The 22,146-nt window shown below is 49.6% G+C and carries 29 protein-coding genes, 1 tRNA gene and 1 pseudogene; 22 read left to right on the top strand and 9 right to left on the bottom strand.

Going from position 1 to position 22,146, the window contains the following annotated elements:
- Positions 1 to 191: 191 nt before the first annotated feature.
- Together LCS67_RS13035 and LCS67_RS13030 are read left to right on the top strand one after the other, a co-directional pair.
- Positions 192 to 659 carry an Hsp20 family protein gene (locus LCS67_RS13035; RefSeq protein WP_001218118.1) on the top strand — a complete coding sequence of 156 codons (468 nt, stop codon included), beginning with the start codon at positions 192 to 194 and terminating at the stop codon, positions 657 to 659.
- 338 nt (positions 660 to 997) lie between these two features.
- Positions 998 to 2,041 (top strand): sialidase family protein, encoded by a 1,044-nt coding sequence (locus LCS67_RS13030; protein WP_023136874.1) that lies wholly within the window; start codon positions 998 to 1,000, stop codon positions 2,039 to 2,041.
- Between the two features lie 82 nt (positions 2,042 to 2,123).
- Here LCS67_RS13030 and LCS67_RS13025 read toward each other — a convergent pair whose 3' ends face one another.
- Together LCS67_RS13025 and LCS67_RS13020 are read right to left on the bottom strand one after the other, a co-directional pair.
- Positions 2,124 to 2,654, bottom strand: coding sequence for a cytochrome b (locus LCS67_RS13025; RefSeq protein WP_225090897.1), 531 nt, complete (start codon positions 2,652 to 2,654; stop codon positions 2,124 to 2,126).
- A 148-nt stretch (positions 2,655 to 2,802) separates the two neighbouring features.
- Positions 2,803 to 3,117, bottom strand: a complete 315-nt coding sequence (locus tag LCS67_RS13020; protein ID WP_000182479.1) for a TRL-like family protein — start codon at positions 3,115 to 3,117, stop codon at positions 2,803 to 2,805.
- 681 nt (positions 3,118 to 3,798) lie between these two features.
- Here LCS67_RS13020 and LCS67_RS13015 point away from each other — a divergent pair.
- The 5 genes from LCS67_RS13015 to LCS67_RS12995 are packed head-to-tail and all read left to right on the top strand — an operon-like array spanning position 3,799 to position 8,584.
- On the top strand, positions 3,799 to 5,433 hold the full coding sequence (locus LCS67_RS13015; protein ID WP_000946070.1) for an ABC transporter substrate-binding protein: 1,635 nt from the start codon (positions 3,799 to 3,801) through the stop codon (positions 5,431 to 5,433).
- A complete protein-coding gene (locus tag LCS67_RS13010; RefSeq protein ID WP_001611887.1) occupies positions 5,433 to 6,407 on the top strand; it encodes an ABC transporter permease in 975 nt (324 codons plus the stop codon). The genes LCS67_RS13015 and LCS67_RS13010 overlap by 1 nt, the downstream gene beginning before the upstream one ends.
- The gene (locus tag LCS67_RS13005; protein ID WP_000966647.1) at positions 6,397 to 7,209 is read left to right on the top strand and encodes an ABC transporter permease; all 813 of its coding nucleotides are present in this window, start codon (positions 6,397 to 6,399) and stop codon (positions 7,207 to 7,209) included. The genes LCS67_RS13010 and LCS67_RS13005 overlap by 11 nt, the downstream gene beginning before the upstream one ends.
- Positions 7,203 to 8,000, top strand: coding sequence for an ATP-binding cassette domain-containing protein (locus LCS67_RS13000; RefSeq protein WP_000950208.1), 798 nt, complete (start codon positions 7,203 to 7,205; stop codon positions 7,998 to 8,000). Before LCS67_RS13005 ends, LCS67_RS13000 begins: the two co-directional genes overlap by 7 nt.
- Positions 7,994 to 8,584, top strand: a complete 591-nt coding sequence (locus LCS67_RS12995; RefSeq protein ID WP_000947448.1) for an ATP-binding cassette domain-containing protein — start codon at positions 7,994 to 7,996, stop codon at positions 8,582 to 8,584. Before LCS67_RS13000 ends, LCS67_RS12995 begins: the two co-directional genes overlap by 7 nt.
- Before the next feature lie 81 nt (positions 8,585 to 8,665).
- Here the strand turns inward: LCS67_RS12995 and LCS67_RS12990 are convergent, their stop codons facing one another.
- The gene (locus LCS67_RS12990) at positions 8,666 to 9,799 is read right to left on the bottom strand and encodes a mechanosensitive ion channel family protein (protein WP_000456065.1); all 1,134 of its coding nucleotides are present in this window, start codon (positions 9,797 to 9,799) and stop codon (positions 8,666 to 8,668) included.
- Between the two features lie 193 nt (positions 9,800 to 9,992).
- Here LCS67_RS12990 and LCS67_RS12985 point away from each other — a divergent pair, with 193 nt between their 5' ends.
- From LCS67_RS12985 to LCS67_RS12960, 6 genes are all read left to right on the top strand, one after another.
- Positions 9,993 to 10,319: a four-helix bundle copper-binding protein gene (locus LCS67_RS12985; protein ID WP_001183699.1), complete on the top strand. Its 327-nt coding sequence runs from the start codon at positions 9,993 to 9,995 to the stop codon at positions 10,317 to 10,319.
- An 8-nt stretch (positions 10,320 to 10,327) separates the two neighbouring features.
- Positions 10,328 to 10,404: transfer RNA gene (locus LCS67_RS12980), tRNA-Arg, on the top strand.
- A gap of 111 nt (positions 10,405 to 10,515) precedes the next feature.
- Positions 10,516 to 11,163, top strand: a complete 648-nt coding sequence (gene zinT, locus LCS67_RS12975) for a metal-binding protein ZinT (RefSeq protein ID WP_001537483.1) — start codon at positions 10,516 to 10,518, stop codon at positions 11,161 to 11,163.
- Positions 11,164 to 11,271: 108 nt separating this feature from the next.
- Positions 11,272 to 12,060, top strand: coding sequence for a cryptic aminoglycoside nucleotidyltransferase ANT(3'')/ANT(9) (aadA, locus tag LCS67_RS12970; protein WP_023136870.1), 789 nt, complete (start codon positions 11,272 to 11,274; stop codon positions 12,058 to 12,060).
- A 144-nt stretch (positions 12,061 to 12,204) separates the two neighbouring features.
- Complete coding sequence (locus LCS67_RS12965) at positions 12,205 to 12,798, top strand: helix-turn-helix domain-containing protein (RefSeq protein ID WP_072275082.1); 594 nt, start codon at positions 12,205 to 12,207, stop codon at positions 12,796 to 12,798.
- 68 nt (positions 12,799 to 12,866) lie between these two features.
- Positions 12,867 to 13,715 carry a MerR family transcriptional regulator gene (locus tag LCS67_RS12960; RefSeq protein ID WP_000190269.1) on the top strand — a complete coding sequence of 283 codons (849 nt, stop codon included), beginning with the start codon at positions 12,867 to 12,869 and terminating at the stop codon, positions 13,713 to 13,715.
- 254 nt (positions 13,716 to 13,969) lie between these two features.
- On the opposite strand, the gene LCS67_RS12955 is transcribed toward LCS67_RS12960, so the two are convergent.
- Both LCS67_RS12955 and LCS67_RS12950 read right to left on the bottom strand, forming a co-directional pair.
- The gene (locus LCS67_RS12955) at positions 13,970 to 14,218 is read right to left on the bottom strand and encodes a biofilm/acid-resistance regulator YmgB/AriR (protein WP_000208086.1); all 249 of its coding nucleotides are present in this window, start codon (positions 14,216 to 14,218) and stop codon (positions 13,970 to 13,972) included.
- Positions 14,219 to 14,296: 78 nt separating this feature from the next.
- Positions 14,297 to 14,451 (bottom strand): annotated as a pseudogene (locus LCS67_RS12950) (hypothetical protein).
- 82 nt (positions 14,452 to 14,533) lie between these two features.
- Here LCS67_RS12950 and LCS67_RS12945 point away from each other — a divergent pair.
- The 6 genes from LCS67_RS12945 (at position 14,534) to LCS67_RS12920 (ending at position 18,067) form a co-directional block, all read left to right on the top strand.
- Positions 14,534 to 15,079, top strand: coding sequence for a chorismate mutase (locus LCS67_RS12945; protein ID WP_000617984.1), 546 nt, complete (start codon positions 14,534 to 14,536; stop codon positions 15,077 to 15,079).
- Positions 15,080 to 15,275: 196 nt separating this feature from the next.
- Positions 15,276 to 15,914 (top strand): leucine efflux protein LeuE, encoded by a 639-nt coding sequence (leuE, locus tag LCS67_RS12940; protein WP_000457186.1) that lies wholly within the window; start codon positions 15,276 to 15,278, stop codon positions 15,912 to 15,914.
- Positions 15,915 to 16,086: 172 nt separating this feature from the next.
- Positions 16,087 to 16,449 carry a DUF1971 domain-containing protein YeaR gene (gene yeaR, locus LCS67_RS12935; protein WP_001248993.1) on the top strand — a complete coding sequence of 121 codons (363 nt, stop codon included), beginning with the start codon at positions 16,087 to 16,089 and terminating at the stop codon, positions 16,447 to 16,449.
- A gap of 2 nt (positions 16,450 to 16,451) precedes the next feature.
- Positions 16,452 to 16,634, top strand: a complete 183-nt coding sequence (locus tag LCS67_RS12930) for a DUF1869 domain-containing protein (protein ID WP_000513733.1) — start codon at positions 16,452 to 16,454, stop codon at positions 16,632 to 16,634.
- Positions 16,635 to 16,863: 229 nt separating this feature from the next.
- Positions 16,864 to 17,505 carry a hypothetical protein gene (locus LCS67_RS12925; RefSeq protein WP_000762774.1) on the top strand — a complete coding sequence of 214 codons (642 nt, stop codon included), beginning with the start codon at positions 16,864 to 16,866 and terminating at the stop codon, positions 17,503 to 17,505.
- A gap of 313 nt (positions 17,506 to 17,818) precedes the next feature.
- Positions 17,819 to 18,067, top strand: a complete 249-nt coding sequence (locus LCS67_RS12920) for a GlsB/YeaQ/YmgE family stress response membrane protein (protein WP_000512149.1) — start codon at positions 17,819 to 17,821, stop codon at positions 18,065 to 18,067.
- A 138-nt stretch (positions 18,068 to 18,205) separates the two neighbouring features.
- On the opposite strand, the gene LCS67_RS12915 is transcribed toward LCS67_RS12920, so the two are convergent.
- Positions 18,206 to 18,304, bottom strand: coding sequence for a YoaK family small membrane protein (locus LCS67_RS12915; protein WP_001589065.1), 99 nt, complete (start codon positions 18,302 to 18,304; stop codon positions 18,206 to 18,208).
- A gap of 195 nt (positions 18,305 to 18,499) precedes the next feature.
- Here LCS67_RS12915 and LCS67_RS12910 point away from each other — a divergent pair, with 195 nt between their 5' ends.
- Both LCS67_RS12910 and LCS67_RS12905 read left to right on the top strand, forming a co-directional pair.
- Positions 18,500 to 18,751: a DUF333 domain-containing protein gene (locus tag LCS67_RS12910; RefSeq protein WP_000673492.1), complete on the top strand. Its 252-nt coding sequence runs from the start codon at positions 18,500 to 18,502 to the stop codon at positions 18,749 to 18,751.
- A 68-nt stretch (positions 18,752 to 18,819) separates the two neighbouring features.
- Positions 18,820 to 19,131, top strand: coding sequence for a hypothetical protein (locus LCS67_RS12905; RefSeq protein WP_000487129.1), 312 nt, complete (start codon positions 18,820 to 18,822; stop codon positions 19,129 to 19,131).
- On the opposite strand, the gene LCS67_RS12900 is transcribed toward LCS67_RS12905, so the two are convergent.
- Both LCS67_RS12900 and LCS67_RS12895 read right to left on the bottom strand, forming a co-directional pair.
- A complete protein-coding gene (locus tag LCS67_RS12900; RefSeq protein WP_001222532.1) occupies positions 19,117 to 19,464 on the bottom strand; it encodes a DUF488 domain-containing protein in 348 nt (115 codons plus the stop codon). The two genes, LCS67_RS12905 and LCS67_RS12900, sit on opposite strands and share 15 nt — an antisense overlap.
- A gap of 120 nt (positions 19,465 to 19,584) precedes the next feature.
- Positions 19,585 to 20,769: a CynX/NimT family MFS transporter gene (locus LCS67_RS12895; RefSeq protein ID WP_000205342.1), complete on the bottom strand. Its 1,185-nt coding sequence runs from the start codon at positions 20,767 to 20,769 to the stop codon at positions 19,585 to 19,587.
- Between the two features lie 100 nt (positions 20,770 to 20,869).
- Between LCS67_RS12895 and LCS67_RS12890 the strand changes: the two genes are divergently transcribed.
- A complete protein-coding gene (locus tag LCS67_RS12890; protein ID WP_000579793.1) occupies positions 20,870 to 21,664 on the top strand; it encodes an AraC family transcriptional regulator in 795 nt (264 codons plus the stop codon).
- Here the strand turns inward: LCS67_RS12890 and LCS67_RS12885 are convergent.
- Positions 21,644 to 22,090, bottom strand: coding sequence for a DUF441 domain-containing protein (locus LCS67_RS12885; protein ID WP_000460698.1), 447 nt, complete (start codon positions 22,088 to 22,090; stop codon positions 21,644 to 21,646). The genes LCS67_RS12890 and LCS67_RS12885 overlap by 21 nt on opposite strands.
- Positions 22,091 to 22,146: the final 56 nt, after the last annotated feature.

Raw genomic sequence — 22,146 nt, 5'->3', positions numbered from 1 at the left:
AAAATTGTAAAGATGAAGGGACTGCGGAAATGGCAATGAACGGGATGAGATTTTTCGTTAACCACTTAAATTTGTGACTAAAAAAAGGCTTTTATAGGCTTGAAAATGTTTTTTCCGTCCCTATGTAGTCAGTGGACAAGCAATGCTTGCCTTGATGTTGAACTTTTGAATAGTGATTCAGGAGGTTAATGATGGCACTCAGAACCTTGTCAGCACTTCCCGTGTTTGCTGATTCTCTTTTCTCTGACCGTTTCAACCGTATTGATAGACTTTTCAGTCAATTAACAGGAGATACGCCAGTCGCTGCGACGCCAGCTTACGATCTGCAAAAGCGCGATGCGAATAACTATCTGCTTACCGTGAGCGTTCCTGGCTGGAAAGAGGAAGAGCTTGAAATTGAAACGGTTGGCGGCAACCTGAATATTACGGGTAAACACACTGAAGAGACGGTAGAGGATCAGACGCACTGGATTTATCGTGGTATTCGTAAGGCGGATTTCCAGTTGAGTTTTTCTTTGCCTGAACATGCTAAGGTGAATAATGCGAAACTGGAACAGGGCCTCTTGTTGGTCGAGATTTACCAGGAGATCCCTGAAAGCGAGAAACCGAAAAAAATTGCCATAGAAAGCAAACCAAAGGCGATTGAACACAAATCATAATCGCGTTAATGAAGGCCCGTTTAGACGGGCCTTCATTGCCTGTAGCGAAAAGTATCCCGTCATGCTTGTAGGCACAGATCGCTAAATATTATAGCCCTGACCTCTATATTATCCCGTGCCACTGACCTCGTCGCCATTGGACGGCGGTAAGTTGGAATTATCCGCGAGGTCAGTCCAATTTTTGTCCACTCTCGACATTCTGCCTGTTATGGGCGCGATATCTGAACATAAATTCGTATAGCAGTTCATCGTTTTCACCGCGTTGATGCTATTTCTGCTAACACTACTTTCATACATAAAAAAGCTGATGCTTTTTACCTTATTTAATAGAGGCAGGTATGAAATTAGCGCTCGTCAATCGGCAGGTCATTTTACCGGAAAGCGGAACCGAGTCCTTCCAGTGCCATGCCTCTACGCTTGTTCGCCTACCGTGCGGTACGCTCGTGGCCGCATGGTTTGCGGGGCTGCGCGAAGGAAGCGAAGATACAGCCATCTGGCTATCTCGCTATGAACATAATATCTGGACAACACCGCAGCGAGTGGCGGCACGCGAGGGGGAAGCGCACTGGAATCCGGTGTTATTTTACCCGTCGGATAAATTGTGGTTATTTTATAAAGTAGGCAGCGACGTACACGTGTGGAAAACCTGGTTTATCATCTCCAGCGATCGAGGATTTACCTGGAGTACGCCAGCTCCGTTGGTTAACGATGATATTTTGCCGCGCGGTCCCGTAAAAAATAAACTCCTGCTGGCATCAAATGGCGCCTGGATTGCGCCAGGGTCGATTGAAAGTCCTGAACGGTGGAGGGCATTTGTGGATCGATCCTCTGACGAAGGAAAACACTGGAATATCTCTTTTGTTCCGCTGGAGCCTGATAACGCTATTTCCGGGACAAATGTAGCGTTGTGGGATGGTGTAAAAAAGGGGATGTTGTGGGAATGTTGTCTGGAAAACCTCCTGCGCTGGGATGGCGTTATTCAGCCTACGCTGTGGGAGTCTTCTCCGGGGCATATCCATATGTTGTTACGAAGCACACGCGGGGCAATTTTTCGCAGTGATTCAATCGACTATGGCGCTACCTGGTCTGTTGCCCGCGCGACATCTTTACCGAATAATAATAGTGGTATCGATCTGGTTAGTATGCCGGACGGTACGCTGATTCTTGCGTTAAATCCGGTCAACGGCAACTGGGGAAAGCGCTATCCGCTTTCACTGATTGCTTCCCAGGATAATGGCGAATCATGGCTACCGCTACTGGACCTGGAAAGTGACCACGGTGAGTATTCTTATCCCGCTATTATTAGCGAGGGCGGCGTCGTACATATCACCTACACGTGGAACCGGAAAAATATCGTATATTGTCGATTACAAACGGTATAAGGCGCTATCAGTCGAAACCGATAGCGCTGGAATAATAATGCCTTGCCCGGCGTGCTCTCTCACGCCGGGATGGCCGAAATAGTCATGATTTACCGGGTAACATCCTTGAAAATGTATCGTCTTTTTGTATGTAATGGTGAAACAACGCCGCTGCTGCATGCATGGCAATCAGGAAATAGCCGATATTGGCCAGCATTTCATGAATACGCTTTATATCCGATTTTAGGGTGCTATCTGGCGTCAAAAATACCGGTACAGTAAAACCAAAAAATCTCCAGCTTTTCCCGCCTGACGCCATCATCACGACGCCCAGCAGCGGTAAGGCGAGAAAAGTGAGATAAAGCGCGATATGCATTAATTTAGCGGCTACGTGCTGCCAGTGAGGAGGGGGAGGCGTAATGACCGGATCCGGGTATTTGTGTTTAAGATATAACCGTAAAAACATCAGCGCCCAGACCAGAACGCCCATATCATAGTGCATGTCTTTCATAAACAGATAAACGCTGGAGCCTTTTGGCGCCCACCCTCGTAACTCAATAGCAGCATATGCGATGCCTGTCAGGAGCAGTGTTAACCAGTGAAGCGTTATTTGCAGTCTTGAGAAATGTGCCATTATTATTATCCTTTATTAACAACTGCTTGTAGAGTATGCGTAAAATCTTAACAGAACCTTAAAGCGGGGGCTGAGTCGCAAGGAACAGACAGAGATAGCGGCACGTAAAATGGGATAAAAAGCCGGCGGCATCGCCGGCTTACTGTTGTTATTGTCCTCTTACGACAACACAGGTTTTACCATAAAACGGATATGAGCCCGTAGTTTCATAATCAACACTCGACACTAAAGAAATATCGCCCGCTTTTTTCGCTGAATCAATAGATGCGTCGCCGGTATTTACAATACCCAATACCGTTTGCGCACACGCTTTACCGGTTTTGGTTGCCGGGAGACTCGTGGCAGTAATTGGCCCTTTAACATCCGTATATAAGCCAATCCCTGTCGGTGATGGTCCTGTAGCACACCCCGTTAAAAGAGAACCAATAAAGATAATTGAAAAAATGTGTTTTTTATTTGTCATGGGATTAGTCCATTATAAATAAATAGAAAACTTACCGTCCGAAAATGTCCGAACAGTCATTTAAAAAGTGGTGTATATTAAATATGCGATATTACTCTTTGCACCCTCCTGTTGATGTCGTACCTGATGGACAAATATCCGTTGAAGCCGGATATATTCCCCACGCCGTGTTTTTATAACTTGCGCATCCTGTCAGCAATGAGAACAGTACGGCTAAAAAAATCATCACGAGCCCTGGCGGCGTTAACATTTTTCGGTTGGACTCCATAGCATGTCATTTCATCGGGTTGCCATATGACTGGCGTTCTGCCGGTAAGTTTCATTAACACCCGGTTCGTTTAATATTGGTTTAGGTTTAAAGCCAGGAGGCGCTAATTACGATACCTTCTTACGTTTCAGCACTGACTAATAACGTTGAGAAAATGAACAGCGTCGGATGGGAAGACGTAATACAGAATAGAAAGGAAATAAGAGAATAAGATGGCGTTAATTAACCCGCTATTCCTGGCATCATTTCTCTTGCGTTTTATCCCCATCAAAAGCGGCCTTTAGCCCACGTTGGCGCTCCCGGCGTTTGTGCGTATGATGTTTTCAAAAGATCGTCATACTTTCTGTTCTGCATCAATTTTTTCATTACAAATGCTCGCCATAATGCCGTCCTCAGGAGGCCTCCCGACGTTTATGCTGCGCCGGGAGGAACAAAAACAACGTATAATCTGGGGTAAACTGATGATTAAAGGCAAACTGGCGCTCATAACGTGCGCGATGGCTCTGGCATTCACCTCGCCGCTTTTCGCCGCGTCGGACACGGCAGATGGCCATACCTTAAAGCTGGCCATTGGCCCTGAGCCAACGGAAGGCTTTGATCCTATGCTGGGCTGGAGCCACGGCAGTTACTTATTGCTTCATGCGCCGTTGCTCAAGCAAAACGCCGATATGAGTTGGGGTAATTTACTGACGGAAAAAGTGGACACCAGCCCCGATGGTAAAACCTGGATACTGACCTTAAAACCCGATCTGAAATTCTCCGATGGCTCGCCATTAACTGCCGAAGATGTCGTTTTTACATATAACAAAGCGGCGAAGAGCGGCGGTAAAATTGACATGGGCAACTTTAGTCATGCGCGAGCGCTGGATGCGCGCCGAATTGAGATGACGCTGAGCCATCCGCAGAGTACCTTTGTGAATGTACTCGGGTCGTTAGGGATTGTTCCGGCCAGCCGTTATGATGAAAAAACGTTTGCCCGCGAACCGATAGGCGCCGGTCCGTACCGACTGGTCAGTTTCCAGCCTGGTCAGCAACTGATTGTTGAAGCCAACCCCTGGTATGCAGGTAAAAAGAATGACTTTAACCGGCTGGTTTTTGTCTTCCTGGATGAAGATAATGCTTATGCCGCCGCGCGCAGCGGACAGTTGGGACTGGTGCGCATTGCCCCTTCTATGGCGGTGGCCCCGCAGCAGGATAATCTTAAACTCTGGGTACGCGATAGCGTTGAAAACCGGGGCATAGTCTTCCCGATGGTGCCAGCCGGTAAAAAGGATGCTAACGGTTATCCTGTCGGCAACGATGTGACCGCTGATGTCGCTATCAGACGCGCAATTAACTATGCCATTAATCGTAAGCAACTAGCGGAACAGGTGATGGAAGGCCATGCGATACCCGCCTATAGCGCGGTGCAGGGATTGCCGTGGCAAAATCCTTCAGTGGTATTCAGCGATGGCGATATTGCAAAAGCGCGCGCCATCCTGGAAGAGGCTGGCTGGAAGATAAACAGTGCGGGCGTGCGTGAAAAAGCAGGTAAAGAAGCGCGTCTGACCTTATGGTATGCCAGTGGCGACAGCACCCGGCGGGATCTGGCCGAGGCGGTGCGCGCCATGTTGCAGCCTTTAGGCATTGTCGTCTCGTTGCAATCGGGAAGCTGGGAAACCGTAGAGCGCCATATGCACGCTAACCCTACGCTGTTTGGCTGGGGAAGTCTGGACCCGATGGAACTCTTCCATCACTACAGCGGAAAAGCCGCTGGTGTGGAATATTATAACCCGGGCTATTACAGCAACCCTGCGGTAGAAGCACATCTGAAACAGGCTATAGATGCGCCTGACTGGCAAAAGGCGATTCCTTTCTGGCAGCAGGTTGAGTGGGATGGAAAGCAGGGCGCGGGCGTCCAGGGCGATGCGGCATGGGCATGGCTGCTTAATATTCAGCATACCTATTTGGCCAACCCTTGTATTGATCTGGGAAAAGGCGCGCCAGAAATCCACGGTAGCTGGTCGGTGTTAAACAATCTTGATGACTGGACCTGGACCTGTCGGTGATGAAATTGTTCTTCAGTCATTTTTTGCGGCTGATTATTCTGTTGGTGCTGGTGGCTGCCGGCACCTTCATTTTGCTTAGCTTTTCGCCCGTTGATCCTATCCGCGCTTATATTGGCAACGATCTGCTCCATGTTCCGCCAGAACAATATGCGCTGATTGCGGCGCGCTGGGGGCTTGACCAGCCGCTGTGGGAGCGTTTCGGTCACTGGTTTTGGCGTCTGCTCCAGGGTGACATGGGGTATTCCATGCTGTTTAACATGCCTGTCGCCAGCGTGATCCGGGAACGTTTTGCGACGTCATTCGCGCTGCTGGCAGGCGCCTGGCTATTGTCTGGTGTGTTGGGCGTGACATTGGGTTTTCTGGCCGGACGTTTTCTCCACCGTTGGCCGGATAAGATGATTTGCCGTATCAGCTACTTATTGTCATCGTTGCCCACTTTCTGGATAGCAATGCTGCTGCTGGCGCTGTTTGCCGTCCGCTGGCCGGTATTACCTGTTTGTTGCGCCTGGGACCCCGGAAATAATGCAGGAACAGCTCTTTTATCGGAACGTTTACGCCATCTTGTGTTGCCGGTATGTGCGTTAAGTCTGTTGGGCATGGGGCAAATTGCGCTGCATACGCGAGAAAAAATAGCCAGCGTAATGAAGAGCGAATTTATTCGTTTTGCGCGCGCTCAGGGGGATAAAGGATGGTCGCTGTTACGTCACCAGGTGTTACGTCATGCGATTACCCCAGCACTCTGTTTACAGTTTGCTTCTCTGGGCGAACTGATGGGGGGGGCGTTACTGGCAGAAAAAGTCTTTGCGTATCCGGGGCTGGGACAGGCCACTATCGATGCCGGCCTGCGTGGCGATGTCCCGCTACTCATGGGGATCGTTTTATTCTGTACGCTATTAGTGTTTGCCGGAAATACGATTTCAGCCTGGCTTGTGGTGGTGCTTAATCGATCGCTGGAGCGTCCCGATGCTCTATAATCCTGCCCCGACATTGCTTCGTCTGATCCTCTCCGTTACCTGCCTGCTGTTTATTGCCGGATACGGTTATGCCACGTTGAGCCAGCCGCCAGAGGTTAATCTGCTTGCCCGGCATCTGTCGCCTGATATCCAGCACTGGTTTGGCACCGATAATCTGGGGCGCGATGTATGGCTTCGTTGCTTTCAGGGGGCCTTCACCAGTTTACAAATTGGCGTTGGCGCCGCGTTGTGCAGCGGCGTTATTGCGCTAGTGATGGCGGCAGCGGCGCGTATTCATCCCCGGCTGGACCTCCTGATGCGGCTGATAACCGATGCCATGCTCGCCATGCCGCATTTACTTTTGCTGATCCTTATCTGTTTTACGCTCGGCGGCGGTAAAAGCGGCGTCATTGCGGCCGTGGCGTTAACGCACTGGCCCCGTCTGGCGCTGATTCTGCGCGCCGACGCGGAGCGGGTAGCGCAGAGTGACTACCTGACATTGACCTATCGTCTGGGGCATGGACACCTTTATTGCTGGCGATATCACTATTTTCCGGCGCTATTGCCGCAATGGTTGACGGGAACGTTATTGATGTTTCCTCATGCGGTATTGCACAGCGCGGCGTTAAGTTTTCTGGGGTTTGGGCTGGCGCCGCATGAGCCTTCGCTGGGACTGTTGCTGGCGGATGCGTTACGGTTTATTAGCCATGGAAACTGGTGGCTGGTGCTGTTTCCCGGCCTAATGTTATTCACGCTGGTGATGCTCTTCGATCAGTTTGCGCGCGCCATTCAGCGGCTGTGGCTAAGGAGTGACGTATGCTGAGTTTACAACAGGTTACGCTGGAAAGCGCGCGTTATCGCTGGTATGGCGCGAGACGCTGGTCGCCGTTATTACAGAATGTCTCTTTTGATATCGCGCCCGGAGAAATGGTGGCATTGGTTGGCGGCAGCGGGGAAGGCAAAAGTCTGCTGCTGCAATGCCTGCTCGATCTGCTGCCGGAAAATTTACGCTTTCGGGGGGAAATTACGCTTGATGGCAACCGGCTGGACAGACATACCATCAGGCAGCTTAGGGGCAATACGTTTAGCTACGTGCCGCAGGGGGTACAGGCGCTTAATCCCATGCTGAATATCAGAAAACATTTGAACAGAGCATGTCATCTGACCGGACGCGTCTGGGATGAGACGCAGATGGTACAGCTATTGCAGCAAAGCGATCTCGAACCGACAGTCCTGGAACGCTTTCCTCGCCAGCTCTCCGGCGGGATGGCTAAACGAATTCTGGCGTGCCACGCCTCGCTCAGCCAGGCACGTTATATCCTCGCGGATGAGATCACCGCCTGGCTTGATACCGCACTGGCAAACCAGTTGCTTGAGCACTTGCGAGGTCTCTGCGAGCGGGGATGCGGCGTGCTGTGGGTGACTCATGACCTGCTGCTGGCGGCGCGGTATGCCGATCGCATTGTGGCGCTGCATCAGGGTTATATCACGGACAATATTCGCCGTGAACGATTACAGCCGGAAGAGATGAGTGAGCCGTTAAAACGGCAATGGCAAGCATTGCCTGAACTAAACCCGTTATTTATGCCGACCGGAGAGGGAATAGAATGCTAAGCTGCCGCGACCTCGTTATTCGTCAGGGTGGGAAAGTCTTATGGCATAACCTGACGTTTACGATTTCTGCCGGTGAACGGGTAGGAATTCATGCGCCAAGCGGAACGGGGAAAACAACGTTGGGGCGCGTCCTGGCCGGATGGCAAAAACCGACGGCGGGCGACGTTCTGCTGGACGGTAGCCCGTTACCCCTGCATCAGTATTGTCCGGTACAGCTGGTCCCCCAGCATCCTGAACTGACGTTTAATCCCTGGCGAAGCGCCGGAGACGCTATGCGTGATGCCTGGCAGCCTGACCCGGAAACGATGAGGCATTTGCATGTGCAGCCCGAGTGGCTGACGCGTCGGCCAATGCAGCTCTCAGGCGGTGAGTTGGCGCGTATTGCGATACTGCGCGCGCTTGACCCGCGAACGCGTTTTCTGATTGCCGACGAAATGACGGCGCAACTCGATCCGTCTATTCAAAAAGCGATATGGGTATACGTGCTTGAGGTGTGCCGCAGCCGTTCATTAGGGATGTTGGTGATTAGTCATCAGTCTGCGCTGCTTGATCAAGTCTGTACCCGCCATTTACAGGTGGAATAGCCGCAAGTCGTTTCCCCGCATTGCCGTGTCGCCGTTAACGCACCGGGAACCCATGGGTTCCCGGTATTGTCGGCAGAGATTTTACTGCATGACGCGTTTATCTGCGTTTTTTGCATCAGCGGTATTACTGTAGTCCCTGGTCTCTTCAACCTGTACAGGGGCTCTGACGACCAGACTAGGCAGCGCCAGTTCGATATCATTCTCAATGAGTTTTTCAATAATACGGATATTTATCTCTTGCTGAATATCCATGTATTTATTGTAATCCGCGGTATTGACGATATGCACCACCTCATAGGTCAGCCGATCCTGACCAAAGGCCAGTAGATGGGCGCGGTCGAATTGTGTTTCGCCGACATCGGTAATAATCTTTTTCACCATATCGCCGATGAGGCGTAACTTTTCCGGCGGTGTCGCAGTGGCGACGCCAAAAGTAAACACGATACGACGCGTTTGCATCCGCTTATAGTTGTGTATGGTTTGCTGCAACAACTGCGCGTTTGCACAAACGATCTGTTCGCCGCTGAGGCTACGGATGCGGGTGGTTTTCAAACCGATATGTTCAATCGTACCGGCTACATCATTAAAGACGACGAAATCGCCGATCTCGAAGGGCTTATCGAAACCAATCGACAGCGAAGCGAAGACATCGCTCAGAACGGTTTGTACCGCCAGGGCAATAGCAATACCGCCCACGCCGAGGCTTGCTACCAGTGCAGTAATATCCACGCCGACGTTCGCCAGGATGGAGAGCAGCATCATAGACCAGACGAGCACGCGCAAAATCATACCAAGAATGACTAACGTCACCGGGTTTTTATTGGAGCCTGGGGCATACAGTAAATGACGCATCCATGACTGTACGCCCTGATCAAGCCAAATCGCCATTTGAATCGCAACCACTAAAAACCAGGCGTGAGAGAGGGTAGAGAATAACCGGTCGGGCAGGGCGACAAAGCGCAGACTAAAGAGAAATGCGGCAAAAAAGATTAGCATTTTACTGGTCTTTTTCAGCATCTCGAAAACAATAGGCCGCAGCCGCCCATGAGCATCATCCTTTTTATCCGGGCGTTGTAGCGCTTTATAGACCACATTAAGTAGCCAGTTGATGAGCCAGTAAGTAATGAGGGTGACGAAAAAAACGACCGCCAGATTGATCCAGAACGTCGTTGACATCAGCATCGCAACGATATTTAGTCGTGCTAAATACTCCATTTTACCTCCGATGAAAAGCAGATGAACATTACAGTATAGACGTCACATCACCGAGGCCGATTTCCGGCTTTACTATTGCTGTTTTATTCAGCACTTTTGTTCAAAAAGTATGAAAAAGAGGGGTAGCCGTTTGGCTATCCCGGCGTTTCTGTGCAGACTTATCTACTCCTCTTAATAAAATAAGGAGTCATTTATGCAACAAGAACATCGTGAGTGTATTGAGCAGTGTTATGAATGCGCGGCGGCGTGTGATATCTGCGCCTCTTCTTGTCTGCGTGAAGATAACGTCGAAATGATGAAGCACTGCATCCAGTTAGATATGCAATGTGCGGCCATTTGTCGCCTGGCGGCGCAATTTATGGCGTTGGAAAGCGAGTACTCACAAAAATTATGCCGCCTGTGCGCGGATATCTGCAAAGCCTGCGCCGAAGAGTGTGCAAGGCACGATCACGACCATTGCCAGAATTGCGCGCGGGCATGCAGCCAATGCGCAGACGCCTGCCTTAAAATGGCCGCGTAATTTTTCTTCCGCCATTAGCTCAACCGGATAGAGCATAGAGCTTCTACCTCTAAGGTTCGGGGTTCAATTCCTCGATGGCGGACCAGTTGATATCAAAAAAGGCCACCTGCGCGGTGGCCGCTGAGTTTTTGTTGAAATAATTGTAATGTTATAATATAACAATCATCTTTCTAAGAAAGATGAGGGTAACGTTTTGGTGATTCATTTAAAAAAACTGACAATGCTTCTGGGAATGCTGTTGGTAAATAGTCCTGCCTTCGCGCATGGTCATCATGCTCATGGCGCGCCGATGACGGAGGTTGAGCAAAAAGCGGCAGCGGGCGTGTTTGATGACGCTAATGTACGCGATCGCGCGCTCACCGACTGGGATGGTATGTGGCAATCCGTCTATCCTTATCTGGTCAGCGGCGAGCTGGACCCTGTCTTCAGACAAAAGGCGAAGAAAGACCCGGAGAAAACGTTTGAGGATATTAAAGCGTATTATCGCAAAGGATACGCGACGAATGTTGAGACTATTGGCATTGAAAATGGCGTTATAGAATTCCATCGCGACAATAACGTTGCATCCTGTAAATACAATTATGCCGGCTATAAAATTCTGACTTACGCATCGGGTAAAAAAGGGGTGCGCTACCTGTTCGAATGTAAAGATGCGAATAGCAAAGCGCCTAAATATGTTCAGTTTAGCGATCATATTATTGCCCCGCGAAAATCGGCGCACTTCCATATCTTTATGGGAAATACCTCGCAGCAGGCATTGCTGCAAGAGATGGAAAACTGGCCTACCTATTATCCTTATCAGTTAAAGGCGAATGAGGTCGTTGACGAAATGCTACATCATTAAGTCTGATTGCAATGTTAAAAGCTCGCTATGAATAGCGAGCTTTTTTTCTGCCGTTATGCCATATTTCTGGCAATCAATATAAAAAATACCTGCGCCCCCGGAGCAATGATGACGCCGTCGATACCGCCCTCGATTCAATGCCAAACGGATGCGGCGTGTCGCCTGATTACTCGTGTCACAGGCGATACGTTGCGTGCTATTCATTTATATGGTTCCGCTGTCGCGGGCAGTCTGAAGCCAAACAGCGACATTGATCTGCTGGTGACAATATGCCAGCCGCTGACGGAGACCCAACGCGCAACGCTGATGCAGGAATTGCTGGCGCTTTCATCGCCGCCGGGGGCGTCGGCAGAAAAACGCGCTCTGGAGGTCACTGTCGTGCTTTATTCGCAGCTGGTTCCCTGGTGTTTTCCACCTTCCAGGGAAATGCAATTTGGCGAGTGGCTAAGAGAGGACATTTGTCAGGGGATTTATGAACCAGCGCAGCAGGACTGGGACATGGTGTTACTGATAACCCAAATTCTGGAAACCAGTATACCGCTAAAGGGCGAACGCGCGGAACGGCTGTTCACGCCAGCCCCTGCGGCGCAGTTGCTGAAGGCCTTGCGTTATCCCCTCGACCTTTGGCAATCCACGGCAGATGTGCAGGGAGATGAGTATCATATCGTTTTAACCCTGGCGCGTATCTGGTACACCCTTTCTACCGGGAGATTTACCTCTAAGGATGCGGCGGCTGACTGGCTGTTACCTCAGTTGCCAGAAGAGTATGCTGCTACGTTGCGTGCGGCGCAGCGTGAATATTTAGGTCTGGAGCAACAGGACTGGCATATTTTGCTGCCTGCGGTCGTACGCTTTGTGGATTTTGCGAAAGCGTACATTCCCACGCAGTTCACATAAGATGCCCCAGGACGTCTGTCAGGTTGCGCAAACGGCGTTCCTCAACTACTACTTAATAGGTTCTCATCGCTGAAGTAAGCAGATGATCTTATGCGGGCCATCGAATGGATATTTCCACATGGCTCTCGTTTTGTTGAGGTGGATATGACTGGTTCCGCATCATCTGTTTTAAAGACAGATACAAGACTATTGAGCGAAAACCTGTTTCTTAATTATGGTCTGGAGTCCTTATTTAAGGACGTCGCAATAATAGCTGGTAACGTAAATTATATTATTTTTGATATCGACGATTACTACACCGTACAGCAGTCTATTACTTCCACATTTAAAACGGTACTCATTGGAATTGTTACCCATAATGAATATAACTTTATTGATGAACATAATGCCATATATCGAATAAAGGTCGATGCCTCTATTGCTGAGTGGCGCGAATTACTGATTTTGGCCGCTGCTGGTCAATTTTTTCCCAGGTCAGAGAAAGTCAGATTAACGGCGAATGAAAGAAATGTTTTGGCGATGCTTGTTAAAGGAATGGATATCCGACAAATAAGCTGTGAGCTGAATGTACATTTAAAAACTATTTACTCAGTACGCTACCATGTTCTGACTAAATTAGGTTGTAGAACAGTTCTGGATTATCAAATACTGTCCGTCTCTAAAGCCTTTACGCACTGGCTGACAATAAATAATGTCGATAATGTAATTTCACGTGTAAATAGTAAGGTCATTGCTTAATAATGATTTGCTTCTGATGGCGTTTAGGTTCACTATGCTTTCTTACATCATCATGAGGCCAGACAGGCATGGCTACTTTTAGTATTAGCGCAATGGCGGCGCAGTGTGGTGTCACAACAGCAAATATCAGGTCCTGGGAACGCTATGGCCTGCTTCAACCTACCAAAGATGAAGTTGGCAATCGTTTTTATTGCATAGAAGATGCTATCAGAATACAGCATATTATCGACGCGTTAAGCAAAGGCTTCTCATTAAAAGAGATTAAACCTGCCCTCTATGGTGAAGAAACGCATTGCCGCTCGGGATGGTTATTCTACCAGGAAGAGATTTTAGCGCAGTGTAGAAAATTCGAACCCGCCAAATTGCGAAAATTACTCTGGCGTTATGGTCGGGAAATTCCGCCGTGTATCGTAATTGAGTCAATACTGCGTCCTTTACGGCTGTGGTTGTCCGCAGGCGATGATGATGCACGCCGATTTGAAAAGGCATTACTGGATACTGCGATTATTGAATACGCCACGTTCCAGCTAAGTAGCGTACGAAAGGCGCCAGCAGGCACAATGCTTATTGCTGCGTTTTCGCTGAACGACCCCATTGAGCTATGGCTGGAAACGATTAAATATTGTAGTGAAGGTATGCGAGTTGAAGTCATCCCCTGGCAGGCGCCGATGCCCGATCTTTTATCAACGTCTTTCGAGCATATTGTTCTGTGGCATGATGAGACATTAACTCCCGCCCAGGAAAATCTTATTCAGGCGTTAAAAGAATCGGGTAAATTTAGTCTTCATGTGAAAAATGGCTCAGGCTTAACATTACTGCCAGCCGTATACCGGCAGCATGAGATGCCAGAAAGCATGCAGCATGTTGCACCGCAAATCCATGCAAACGGCTACGAAAAATCAGGTACCGCACGTTGAGGCATCTGCATTATTAACGAACAGGGGAGGAGTAACCCCCTCCCTTGTTTATACCCTTCATACTTCAAGTTGCTTATGTGTTGGCTACGGATTACTCGGCCCATCCATGGGCCTCGCCCTGACGGGCCGTCGCACGCGACGTTCAAATCTGCTCCCGGCAGATTTGTCGTTCACCCCAGTCACATAGTTATCTATGCTCCTGGGGACTCACTCCCTTGCCGCCTTTAAGCAACTCGAATTATTTTGGGTATATATTAGATGTCGTCAGGTGTCTGAAACAAAACGGCTTCTAAGGCATTACGGTAAATATCAAGCTGCACTACGTCTTTTTCTGTTTCCAGTTTTTCAATAAGTTTGGCGATGATATCCTTATTTGAGACATGCTGCTGCGATTGCAATAGTTCGTAAGTAATTTCCTGAATAGCTCGCTGTTCACATAACATATGTGCAGAAAAAGGATTGCCAGTACTATTTTGTTCGTTGACTAGTGTAATGGTAGTCATATTTCACCATATTCGATGTAAATTGAAGCCGATCTCCCTGAGCGTGGGAGAGAAATTAGTGACCTATTAAAGTTAGACCTATATCATAAAACTGTAATAAAAAAACATAAAAACGTGACGCGCATCACATTTGTGTGATTTGTTGTATATTTTATACACTTTAAATGAAGGTGAAGATTCCGCAGAATCAACGGCCTGTTCTTTTTATCACTCCAGTTTAAACGAATAAGCATTAATACCCATTTGTAATAATTACTTAATGTTATCTTAATAAAGGTAAATTACTGTCAGGCCTCCGTAAAAGGAGGTTGATTAATGATTCGTCATATCGCCATTTTTCTTTGTTCTTTATTGATGTGCAGCACCACTTTTGCCGATTCGGTAACGTCGGTATCGCTTGGCGCACTCTTAACCGCGCTCAATGAACGCATGTTATTAATGAAAGATGTGGCTGCTTATAAAATGAAGCACCATCTGCCGATAGAGGATTTCACGCGTGAACAAAATGTTTTTGCCGAGGCTGAAGAAGAAGCGAAAAATAACGGTCTGGACCCGCATTCGATAACCCCTTTTATTCGTTCGCTAATGGATGCCAGTAAAGCGATACAGTACCGCTATTTAGCGCAGTGGCGAACCGGCCCAGAACCCTCCTTTCCTATACAAACCTTGTCGGTCACCCGGCAACGTATTCGACAACTTGATAATCAAATGTTGATCATTATCAGCCAGCGCCTGATGGTCGGCGCTTTCAGCCATGAGGATATGGTGTGGCTGAGAACGCACTTTAATGCGCCGAATCTGAATGAGAGCGATATCAGTGATGTGTTGGCATCTCTGTCTTTGGTGCGACGCGCGCGTTAATTCCCCATGAGGAAACGTGGGCCAATACCTGGTGATTGCCTGCGGGGGGCGCGATACAAGAACGTTTTTGGGTGATGTGGATATAAGCGTGGCGGAATAGCGGCTGGAGGGACGTGGTTTCGCTTCCCATCTTCCGGTGCATTCGTTAGCATACTGTTTCGCAGCTAAGCGTAAATGTTTTCAGGAAGAGGTTAATGTGTTCGCGGAGTATGGTGTTCTGAATTATTGGACGTACCTGGTTGGGGCGATTTTTATCGTTCTGGTACCGGGGCCGAATACGCTTTTTGTGCTTAAAAACAGCGTGGGACGCGGGGTTAAAGGAGGATATCTTGCCGCATGCGGCGTGTTTATCGGCGATGCGATATTAATGTTTCTGGCGTATGCGGGCGTGGCGACGCTGATCAAAACAACGCCGGTTCTGTTTAACATTGTTCGCTATCTCGGCGCGTTTTATCTGCTCTACCTTGGCGCAAAAATCCTTTACGCCACGCTGACCTCAAAGGGGGGGGCGGCGACGGAAACGGTAGTTCCTTTTGGCGCTATTTTTAAGCGTGCTTTAATTCTTAGCCTGACTAATCCTAAAGCCATACTTTTTTATGTTTCCTTTTTTGTGCAATTTATTGACGTTACTGCGCCGCATACTGGGGTGTCATTTTTTATTTTGGCGACCACCCTTGAAATCGTCAGTTTTTGCTATCTGAGCTTTTTAATTCTTTCTGGCGCTTTTGTAACCCACTATATTGGTACCAAAAAGAAACTGGCAAAAGTGGGCAATTCTTTGATTGGCCTTCTTTTCGTCGGATTTGCCGCCCGGCTGGCAACGCTCCAGTCTTAACCCCCTGGACCCGTCGACAACGGCGGGTCATTGCTCTCCTTTCGGTTTTATTGCGTGGAAAACAGCAAAATAGTAACCAATAAATGGTATTTAAAATGCTGTTTTTGGAGCGTAACCTTTTTACGACAGCGATGAGATTATCGCTGAGTAACCTGCGGGAAGAGGGAAGCAAATGCGGCAAATTCCACAAAATCATATCCATACACGTTCCACGCCATTCTGGAACAAAGAGACGGCGCCTGCCGGAATTTTCGAACGCCACCTTGATAAGGGAACGCGACCCGGCGTTTATCCTCGCCTCTCGGTGATGCAGGGGGCGGTCAAATATCTCGGATACGCTGATGAACATTGCTCTGAGCCGGAAGAAATCATGGTGATCAATGCCGGCGAGTTTGGCGTGTTTCCTCCGGAAAAGTGGCACAATATTGAGGTCATGACGGATGATACCTATTTTAACATCGACTTTTTTGTCGCGCCGGAAGTACTGATGGAAGGGGCGACCTCACGAAAAGTCATTCATGCCGGGAGAGAATAATAATGGGAAAAGCTACTTATACCGTCACGGTCACGAATAATAGCAACGGCGTCTCTGTGGACTATGAAACGGAAGCACCGATGACGTTGCTGGTACCTGAAGTTGCAGCAGAAGTTGTGAAGGATTTGGTCAATACCGTGCGTTCCTACGATACCGAAAACGAACACGACGTTTGCGGTTGGTAAAGATGCTGTAGTATCTATTTGATATAAAATGATTTTTTAAATGAGAGGCCGCATCGCGCGTCGCCAGCGTGATGCGGTTTTTGCGTATTGAAAAGCGCTGTTTATTTACATCAGACATGGGTTGAAAAGAAACATTAAGAAAACATTAAGAATAGCGCATTGTTTGCTAATGAGAGCGTATTCATAAAACTTATGATTGGGTATTAAAAACCAGAAGAGTCTTATGATCATGAAACTCGATACCCGATTAACTTCGTCAGCACTTACTCTTGCGCTTGCCGCTGTGGTCATCCCGTTTACGGCGGACTGGCAATTGCCTTTGCTTAACGGCGTGGTGGTCCGATGGATTGAAAACGGACAAGCGTTATGGTTACTGTTTGGGGCGCTATTTACCGCCTGGTATATACGGCCATTTTCCCGTCCCGAAGGGGCAAAGCAGTTTTGGCTATGGGCTGTTGTCTGGTGGCTGGTACTGCTGGGTAGAAGCACCAGTTGGGGGCGTGACTATTTCCCTGACGAGCCGCGTATATTGTTCAGAATGATTTCAGTGCTATTAATTGCTGCGTTAGTCTTGCCAGTCCTGTTTTCTGCCGGGCTACGTAAGGAGATTGTTCGTCGTCTGCGGGACGTTTCTCTGCCATTGTGGCTGTTTGCCGTGACGGCATGTTCATATCTGATTTCCGACACTGTCGAGCATCATCGGTGGTTGTCGCCGATATTCCTGCATAACGCGCGTTACACAGATTTGATTGAAGAGCTTTATGAAGTGCCATTTATGATCGGTTTGTTTATGGTGACCATGGGGTTTATGCAGCAGGACAAGCAAGATGAATGTACGGCGCTGGAGATGACCCCGTATCACGCAAAATAGCGCGGCTGAAAAAGACCATGAATTCGACATGGGATAGATAGCGGTTAGCAAAAAAAGCCCGCACTCGGTGAGGCGGGCAAATAATACTGGAAGCAATGTGAGCAATGTCGTACCGAACAGGTGGGTTATAAACTCAACTACTCGGTGTTGATAAAGATAATCGTTATCATTAATGGTTGCAACCCTGATATTTATGCGCTTTTATCCACGACGCTAAAAGGTGATGGATATCACAAACTTCACTTTCCTGACGATGTGCTATTCTTTTTAACGGCAAATAAACCGCTAACGTTAAGACATAAGTGAGGAAAAAATGGGCATTCTTTCATGGATTATTTTTGGACTTATTGCGGGTATTTTGGCTAAGTGGATCATGCCAGGTAAAGATGGCGGCGGATTCTTTATGACGATCATTCTGGGGATCGTTGGTGCGGTAGTCGGAGGATGGATCAGTACGTTCTTTGGCTTTGGCAAAGTGGATGGTTTCAACTTCGGCAGCTTTGCAGTCGCGGTGATCGGCGCGATTGTCGTGCTGTTAATCTACAGAAAAATCAAAAGCTAAACGCAGAACTTTCAGAGATAATAAAGGCTACGACAGGTAGCCTTTATTATTCAAAATGAATTTACCACCAGCCCAGTTCGGTACCCGCCGCCGCAATTAGCGCGATGCCCATCAACACCATCGTTGTTTTCCTCATGGTTATGCTCCCGGCGCGGCGTAACCGCCAATAAAAAACCATGCCAAAAATAATATTGCCGTAATGAAAATGACGACAGGGAAGAGGATACCCACTCTCATGCTATTACCTTCACTGTTCAGGGGGCGCCAGAATAGCAGGGTTTTCTCAGCGACAAAAGGTCGGTTACTTTGTGACAGGGCGTGGCTATTACTGACTTAATCCGGGATAAACACCCGCTAAAGCGCTGACAGAAAGTATGGAAATAGCGTACCCGCCAGGTTATCCTGGACAAAATATCGCTTTAAGGAGTCGTTATGAAATTTACGTGGATTGCGTTGCCTGGCGTATTGCTGCTGAGCGCTTGTTCATCGTCGCAACCCAACGCCCCCAGGCCGCCGCGCATTGGGATGCCTAATCCGGCAGCCGTCTACTGTGAGCAACAAGGCGGTACGCTGATGCCGGTGCAGACCCCACAAGGCGTGCGTTCCGATTGCAAATTGCCCAATGGCGAAATCATTGATGAGTGGACATTATGGCGCAGAGAGCACCCTGATACGAAAAAGTGACAACCTGCGGTCCGACGGGATATGATTAAGAACAATCTGATAATGAGTTTCATGCGGCGCAAGAAAATATGTTTCAGTTAAAGCCGGGCGCGTTGGCAATAGTTATTGGTGCTAAAACACCCGCCGGACGGCGGAATATTGGTAAGTCGGTTGAGCTATTTTGCCTGTGCCAACCCGGGGATGAATTCATTAACCCGGTAAATGGACACGTCACCTTACTGCCGAAAGAAGCGCCTCGGGCGCTGTGGCTGGTCACGGGCGACGTAGCCTCCGCCGATGGTCAGCACGGTTTTGCCTGGGTGCGGGCAGAACATTTGATGCCGTTGTCCCCGGACAGACAACCAGGCCAGGCGGCGGCACGACAATCACAGCTCTCGTAGCCACTCAGCCAGCACAATGGCATGGTTCTGGCGAGTATCTTTAGCGGCGTATAGCAACGTTAGCGGCTGGTGTCGGGCAATATCCGCCAGACGTTTGCCTTCTTGATGCTGTTGCGCAAGTTCTGCCCGGTATTGCTGCGCGAAGTGGTTAAAATCAATCAGTTCGCTATGAAAGGCTTTGCGCAATTCGGTGGAGGGCGTAATGGCCTTATTCCATTCATCATAGACCAGCGCCGATTTTTTAATGCCTCGCGGCCATAGCCTGTCAACCAATACCCGATAACCATCGTCTTTTTCCGCCGGGAAATAGACGCGCTTACACTGGATTCGCATTTTTCCCTCCTGTGATGGTGTCGCTTACGGTACTTTTGTCGGATAGCGGTAATGATTTTAATGGATCAGGCCTGATAAACGAAGCGCCATCAGGCATTCAGAAGTGGGTATCAAGTTTATTTATGACGCTATCTCTCGATCGCGTCCGGCGTAGAGGCCAAAAATCGCCATGATGATAGCCAGAACCGTCACGCCTGATAGCGGCAGATACCAGCTACCGCTGGCATCATGAAGTTTTCCCATGACGGGGGGCCCACATGCCGCCAGTAAATACCCGACCGACTGCGCCATGCCGGAAAGCGCCGCCGCCTGATGCGCCGAACTGGCGCGCAGGCCGATAAACGTCAGGCCGAGTATCATCGTCGCGCCTGAACCGAAGCCGAACAGTAGCGTCCAGATGACAGCCTGGCCCGGCACAAACCAAAGCCCCGCCGCGCCCACTGCGCACAATAGTGAGACCAGCGCGGCAATCCAGCGTTGATCGTTAAAGCGATGCAAAATAAGCGGAATAGCTAACCCAGGCGCCGCGGTCGCCAGTTGCAGCAGGCCATGTAGCGATCCTGCCTGTGCTTCGCTGTAACCGTGGCTGATGAGTATTGTTGGTAACCAGCCGATAATCACATAATAAATCAGTGAGTTAAGCCCAAGAAACAACGTAACTTGCCAGGCTAAAGGCGAACGCCAGATACCGCGTTCATGTAATGCCCGGGAGCTACTCAGGTTAGCTGAGCGGGTAGTGCGCCACTGCGGCAACCAGATAAGAAACGCCAACAGCGGAAACAGCATTAGCATTAACAGCGCGCCGCGCCAGCCAAAACCGTGCAACGCCAGCGGAACCACCAGCGCGGACCCCAACGCGGCGGCGGCGCCCATCGTCAATGAATACGCGCCCGTCAGCCTGGCGACATGTTGTGAAAAATCGCGCTTAATCAATCCTGGTAGCAGCACATTACCCAGCGCTATCCCGCACCCAATAATGGCAGTTCCGGCAAACAACAATGCAGCGGAGGGCAGGGAGCGGAGGGCAATACCCGCGCAAATCAGCAGCATTGCGGCAAACAGACTGCGTTCCATCCCAAACCGGCGGGCAATACCGGCCGCCAGTGGCGAAACCAGTGCAAACGCCAGAAGCGGCAAGGTTGTTAGCAGGCCCGTCTGGGCGGTGGAAAGACCGTAATCCGAACGGATTGTCTCCAGCAACGGCGCAGCGCCGGTAAATGTTACACGTAGCGTAGTGGCTATCATCAAAATACCGGCAATCAGTAAAGCGCCCTGTTTGCCGCGTGGTGAAAGGGCTGTCGTCATCGTTTTCTCATCTTGTCAGGCGAGGCGATACCTTAACAGTTTTTACTGTTTGGATGAATCAAGCTAAAATGACAATTTATCGCTAAAATCGGACAATATAATGATTGGCCTGAGACTGGACGGTTACGATCCCGACCTTCACCACGATGCCGCTGTGGCCTTTTGTATTCGCGCCAGGGATGATGAACTGTTTAGCCCTCGCCATCAGCATCGCAAGGGACAGTTGATTCTTGCTCTGCACGGCGCGATCACCTGTGAGGTGGAAAATGCGATGTGGATGGTTCCGCCCCAGTATGCCGTCTGGCTCCCCGGCTCGCTGCCGCACAGTAATCATGTGACCGCAGGGGCGGAGCTGTGCTTTTTATTTATTGAACCTGCGGCGGTTGTCATGCCGGAGCGTTGCTGCACGCTGAAAATTTCGCCGTTATGCCGGGAGTTGATTTTGTCGCTGGCGCGCAGAACCGATCCCGAAAGAGCGCAAATGCCAACGCAGCGCCTTATTCAGGTGTTGTTTGATGAACTGCCGCAGCAGCCGCAGGAACAATTGCAATTACCGGTATCGGGGCATCCGAAAATCCGCCAAATGGTTGAGACAATGGCGCAGGAGCCCGCGCGATGGAATACGTTAGGGCAGTGGGCCAGCGTATTCGCGATGAGCGAGCGTAACCTTGCCCGGCTGGTCGTCAAAGAGACGGGACTAAGCTTTCGTCGCTGGCGTCATCAGTTGCAATTAATCTTGGCGCTACAAGCGCTAATCGCGGGACGTAATGTACAGCAGACGGCGCAAATGCTGGGTTATGATTCCACCACGGCATTCATTACCATGTTTAAAAAAGGCCTGGGGCAGACCCCAGGCCAGTATCTGACGGGCGAGTTACTGCTTCCCCACAATTAAAGAGACCAGCCCCGCCGCAATCAGTGGGCCGACCGGCACGCCGCGAAACAGCGCGACGCCAAGTACCGTACCGACCAGCAGCCCGGCGACGAGCTGCGGTTGGTTTCCCATCAGCGTAATGCCGCGACCGCCCAGCCAGGAGACGAAAACGCCGACGGCAATCGCGACCAGCGATTTCCAGTTCACAAAAGAGTGGATCAATGTGGAGGGCGGTAGGGTTCCGCTGGCGATGGGGGCCATCACGCCGATGGTCAGAATGATAATCCCGACGGTGAGTCCCTGTTTTTCAATCCAGGGAAAAAAGGTATTCAACGGGGTTACGCGGACAATAATCAGCACCAGAATTGAGACGGCGACAGTGGTGTTGTGGCTGATAAATCCCAGAGCTGCCAGTCCGAGCAGGATCAGCAGAGTGACATCAAACATTATGGTTTCCTTGCCAAAAAGTAAGCCTGACTACTTTACGCCCAAACGGCAAAGCG

It is taken from the genome of Salmonella sp. A7 (assembly GCF_020181675.1).
GTDB lineage: Bacteria > Pseudomonadota > Gammaproteobacteria > Enterobacterales > Enterobacteriaceae > Salmonella > Salmonella enterica.
Note: the sequence above shows the minus strand (reverse complement) of the source record. Positions and strands in the feature narration are given on the sequence as shown.

What these genes read in the sequence shown, in the direction of transcription:
- LCS67_RS13010 (WP_001611887.1), top strand. Translation starts at nt 5,433, where the DNA reads ATGAAATTGTTCTTCAGTCATTTTTTGCGGCTGATTATTCTGTTGGTG.
- LCS67_RS13030 (WP_023136874.1), top strand. Translation starts at nt 998, where the DNA reads ATGAAATTAGCGCTCGTCAATCGGCAGGTCATTTTACCGGAAAGCGGA.
- LCS67_RS12955 (WP_000208086.1), bottom strand. Translation starts at nt 14,218, where the DNA reads ATGACTACCATTACACTAGTCAACGAACAAAATAGTACTGGCAATCCT.
- LCS67_RS12985 (WP_001183699.1), top strand. Translation starts at nt 9,993, where the DNA reads ATGCAACAAGAACATCGTGAGTGTATTGAGCAGTGTTATGAATGCGCG.
- yeaR (WP_001248993.1), top strand. Translation starts at nt 16,087, where the DNA reads ATGCGGCAAATTCCACAAAATCATATCCATACACGTTCCACGCCATTC.
- LCS67_RS12885 (WP_000460698.1), bottom strand. Translation starts at nt 22,090, where the DNA reads ATGTTTGATGTCACTCTGCTGATCCTGCTCGGACTGGCAGCTCTGGGA.
- LCS67_RS13035 (WP_001218118.1), top strand. Translation starts at nt 192, where the DNA reads ATGGCACTCAGAACCTTGTCAGCACTTCCCGTGTTTGCTGATTCTCTT.
- LCS67_RS12900 (WP_001222532.1), bottom strand. Translation starts at nt 19,464, where the DNA reads ATGCGAATCCAGTGTAAGCGCGTCTATTTCCCGGCGGAAAAAGACGAT.
- LCS67_RS12960 (WP_000190269.1), top strand. Translation starts at nt 12,867, where the DNA reads ATGGCTACTTTTAGTATTAGCGCAATGGCGGCGCAGTGTGGTGTCACA.
- LCS67_RS13025 (WP_225090897.1), bottom strand. Translation starts at nt 2,654, where the DNA reads ATGGCACATTTCTCAAGACTGCAAATAACGCTTCACTGGTTAACACTG.
- LCS67_RS12965 (WP_072275082.1), top strand. Translation starts at nt 12,205, where the DNA reads ATGACTGGTTCCGCATCATCTGTTTTAAAGACAGATACAAGACTATTG.
- LCS67_RS13000 (WP_000950208.1), top strand. Translation starts at nt 7,203, where the DNA reads ATGCTGAGTTTACAACAGGTTACGCTGGAAAGCGCGCGTTATCGCTGG.
- LCS67_RS12910 (WP_000673492.1), top strand. Translation starts at nt 18,500, where the DNA reads ATGAAATTTACGTGGATTGCGTTGCCTGGCGTATTGCTGCTGAGCGCT.
- LCS67_RS13015 (WP_000946070.1), top strand. Translation starts at nt 3,799, where the DNA reads ATGCTGCGCCGGGAGGAACAAAAACAACGTATAATCTGGGGTAAACTG.
- LCS67_RS12905 (WP_000487129.1), top strand. Translation starts at nt 18,820, where the DNA reads ATGTTTCAGTTAAAGCCGGGCGCGTTGGCAATAGTTATTGGTGCTAAA.
- LCS67_RS12930 (WP_000513733.1), top strand. Translation starts at nt 16,452, where the DNA reads ATGGGAAAAGCTACTTATACCGTCACGGTCACGAATAATAGCAACGGC.
- LCS67_RS12895 (WP_000205342.1), bottom strand. Translation starts at nt 20,769, where the DNA reads ATGACGACAGCCCTTTCACCACGCGGCAAACAGGGCGCTTTACTGATT.
- LCS67_RS12920 (WP_000512149.1), top strand. Translation starts at nt 17,819, where the DNA reads ATGGGCATTCTTTCATGGATTATTTTTGGACTTATTGCGGGTATTTTG.
- aadA (WP_023136870.1), top strand. Translation starts at nt 11,272, where the DNA reads ATGACGCCGTCGATACCGCCCTCGATTCAATGCCAAACGGATGCGGCG.
- LCS67_RS13005 (WP_000966647.1), top strand. Translation starts at nt 6,397, where the DNA reads ATGCTCTATAATCCTGCCCCGACATTGCTTCGTCTGATCCTCTCCGTT.
- LCS67_RS12915 (WP_001589065.1), bottom strand. Translation starts at nt 18,304, where the DNA reads ATGAGAGTGGGTATCCTCTTCCCTGTCGTCATTTTCATTACGGCAATA.
- LCS67_RS12890 (WP_000579793.1), top strand. Translation starts at nt 20,870, where the DNA reads ATGATTGGCCTGAGACTGGACGGTTACGATCCCGACCTTCACCACGAT.
- LCS67_RS12945 (WP_000617984.1), top strand. Translation starts at nt 14,534, where the DNA reads ATGATTCGTCATATCGCCATTTTTCTTTGTTCTTTATTGATGTGCAGC.
- LCS67_RS13020 (WP_000182479.1), bottom strand. Translation starts at nt 3,117, where the DNA reads ATGACAAATAAAAAACACATTTTTTCAATTATCTTTATTGGTTCTCTT.
- LCS67_RS12925 (WP_000762774.1), top strand. Translation starts at nt 16,864, where the DNA reads ATGAAACTCGATACCCGATTAACTTCGTCAGCACTTACTCTTGCGCTT.
- LCS67_RS12995 (WP_000947448.1), top strand. Translation starts at nt 7,994, where the DNA reads ATGCTAAGCTGCCGCGACCTCGTTATTCGTCAGGGTGGGAAAGTCTTA.
- LCS67_RS12990 (WP_000456065.1), bottom strand. Translation starts at nt 9,799, where the DNA reads ATGGAGTATTTAGCACGACTAAATATCGTTGCGATGCTGATGTCAACG.